This window comes from Methylobacterium sp. WL103, from assembly GCF_008039885.1.
Classification (GTDB): Bacteria; Pseudomonadota; Alphaproteobacteria; order Rhizobiales; family Beijerinckiaceae; genus Methylobacterium; species Methylobacterium cerastii.
Genome location: NZ_VRUX01000542.1, coordinates 1 through 2,874, shown reverse-complemented (window position 1 = coordinate 2,874; position 2,874 = coordinate 1). Strand labels below are relative to the sequence as shown.

Below are 2,874 nucleotides of genomic sequence, written 5' to 3'. Positions count from 1 at the left end.
CCGACGCCTTCCGCGCCGGGCGCCCGGACCGGGCCGGCGCCGAGCCCTACTGCATCGTCATCCCGCCGCCGAACGTGACGGGATCGCTGCATATCGGCCACGCGCTCAACAACACCCTGCAGGACATCCTCGCCCGCTTCGAGCGGATGCGCGGCCGCGACGTGCTGTGGCAGCCGGGCATGGACCATGCCGGCATCGCCACGCAGATGGTGGTCGAGCGCCGGATGGCGGAGGCGCAGGAGCCCGGCCGCCGCGAGATCGGCCGCGCGGCCTTCCTCGACAAGGTCTGGGCCTGGAAGGCGGAAGCGGGCGGCGCCATCGTCTCGCAGCTCAAGCGGCTCGGCGCCTCCTGCGACTGGTCGCGCGAGCGCTTCACCATGGGCGAGCGCGGGGCGCCGGACGAGCAGATGGTCCGCGCGGTCACGAAGGTCTTCGTCGACCTGCATGCCCAGGGGCTGATCTACCGCGACAAGCGCCTCGTGAACTGGGACCCGAAGTTCCAGACCGCGATCTCGGACCTCGAGGTCCAGCAGGTCGAGGTGAAGGGCCACCTCTGGCACTTCGACTATCCGGTGGTGGACGAGGCCGGCGCCGAGACCGGGGCGATCATCACCGTCGCGACGACGCGCCCCGAGACGATGCTCGGCGACACGGCGGTGGCGGTCCACCCGGAGGACGAGCGCTACACCGCGCTCGTCGGCAGCTACGTGCGCCTGCCGCTGGTCGGCCGCCTGATCCCGATCGTCGCCGACGACTACTCGGACCCGGAGAAGGGCACCGGCGCGGTCAAGATCACGCCCGCGCACGACTTCAACGACTTCGAGGTCGGCCGCCGCCACGGCTGCCGCCCGATCAACATCCTGGACAGCGAGGCGCGGATCGCGCTCGACGGCAACGCCGACTTCCTGGCCGACGCGAACCCGGATGCGGAGGCGCTGGCCCTCCACGGCCTCGACCGGTTCGCGGCCCGCAAGGCCGTGGTCGCGCTGATGGAAGCGGCAGGGCGCCTTCGGGAGATCGAGGCCAACACCCATGCCGTCCCACACGGCGACCGCTCGGGGGTGGTGATCGAGCCCTACCTCACCGACCAGTGGTACGTGAACGTGAAGCCGCTGGCCGAGCGCGCGCTGCAGGCGGTGCGCGACGGGCGCACCCGCTTCGTGCCGGAGAATTCGGAGAAGACGTTCTTCCAGTGGCTCGAGAACATCGAGCCGTGGTGCATCTCGCGCCAGCTCTGGTGGGGGCACCAGATCCCGGTCTGGTACGATGCGGATGGCGGCGTCTACGTCGCCGGCACCGAGGCCGAGGCGCAGGCACAGGCCGCGGAGAAGCAGGGCCGCGCGGTCGATCTCGTCCGCGACGAGGACGTCCTCGACACCTGGTTCTCCTCCGCCCTGTGGCCGTTCTCGACGCTCGGCTGGCCGGAGAAGACCGCGGAACTCGCGCGCTACTACCCGACCAACACGCTCGTCACCGGCAAGGACATCCTGTTCTTCTGGGTCGCGCGGATGATGATGCTCGGCCTGCACGTCACCGACGACGTGCCGTTCGACACGGTCTACCTGCACACGCTGGTGCGCGACGCCTCCGGCGCCAAGATGTCGAAGTCGAAGGGCAACGTCGTCGACCCGCTCGGGCTGATCGACCAGTACGGCGCCGACGCCTTGCGCTTCACCCTGACGGCGCTCGCCGCGCAGGGGCGGGACATCAAGCTCAGCCCGGCCCGCGTCGAGGGCTACCGCAACTTCGCGACCAAGCTCTGGAACGCCGCGCGCTTCGCCGAGATGAACGGCTGCGCCCTCGATCCCGCCTTCGACCCGAAGGCGGTGCGGGAGCCGCTGAACCGCTGGGCGCTCGGCGAGGCGGCGCGCGCGGTCGCCGAGGTCACGGCAGCCCTGGAGGCCTACCGCTTCAACGACGCGGCGGCCGCGGCCTACCGCTTCGTCTGGAACATCTTCTGCGACTGGACGATCGAACTCGCCAAGCCCGTGCTGCAGGGCGAGGGCGTCGAGGCCGGGCTGAAGGCGGAGACGCAAGCCACCATCGCCTTCATCATCGACCAGATCGCCAAGCTCCTGCATCCGTTCATGCCGTTCCTCACCGAGGAGCTGTGGGCGATCAAGGGCGAGGCGATCGCCAACCGCGGCCTGCTCACGCTCCAGTCCTGGCCCGACCTGTCGGGGCTGGCGGATGCCGAGGCCGAGGCCGAGATCGGCTTCGTCGTCGACCTCGTCTCCGAGGTGCGCTCGGCCCGCTCCGAGACCGGGGTGCCCGCGGGCGCCCAGGTCCCGCTGGTGATCGTCGGCGCCGACGCAGGCGTGCGCGTGCGCGTCGGCGCCTGGCACGACACGCTGGTGCGGCTCGCCCGCCTGTCCGAGATCGGCTTCGCCGACGCCGCCCCGCGGAACGCGGTGCAGCTCCTCGTGCGCGGCAGCGTGGCGGCACTGCCGCTGGAAGGGATCGTCGACCTCGGCGCCGAGGTGGCGCGCCTGAAGAAGGAGGCCGCCAAGGCCGAGGGCGAGATCCGGAAGCTCGACGGCAAGCTCGGCAACGCCGACTTCGTGGCGCGCGCCCCCGAAGAGGTCATCGAGGAGAGCCGCGAGCGGCGCGAGGCCGAGGCCGAGCGGCTGGCCAAGCTCCAGGAGGCGCTAACGCGGTTGAGCGACCAAGCCGCTTGATCCTGCGCCGGCTGGCGAAGGGGCTCGCCGGCGCCGTCGGATCGCTCGTCGGATTGTTCGTCCTCGCCGTGATCCTCACGGCGCGGCCGGGCGACCCGGCGCTGTATCCGCCAAAGGCGGGGGCGCAGGTGATTTACGTGGTCAGCCACGGTTGGCACAGCGGCGTCGCGCTGCCGACCGCGGCGCTGACCGGGCC

Annotated in this window: 1 protein-coding gene and 1 pseudogene; both read left to right on the top strand. The window is 71.3% G+C overall.

The genetic code is table 11. The features are described 5' to 3' along the window. Nucleotides 1–2,678 (top strand): valine--tRNA ligase (locus FV222_RS22015; protein WP_147815641.1); only part of this gene is annotated, 2,678 nt, incomplete at its 5' end. Next, nucleotides 2,675–2,874, top strand: a pseudogene (locus FV222_RS22010) (DUF2459 domain-containing protein); the annotation flags it as partial. The gene FV222_RS22015 and the pseudogene FV222_RS22010, both read left to right, overlap by 4 nt.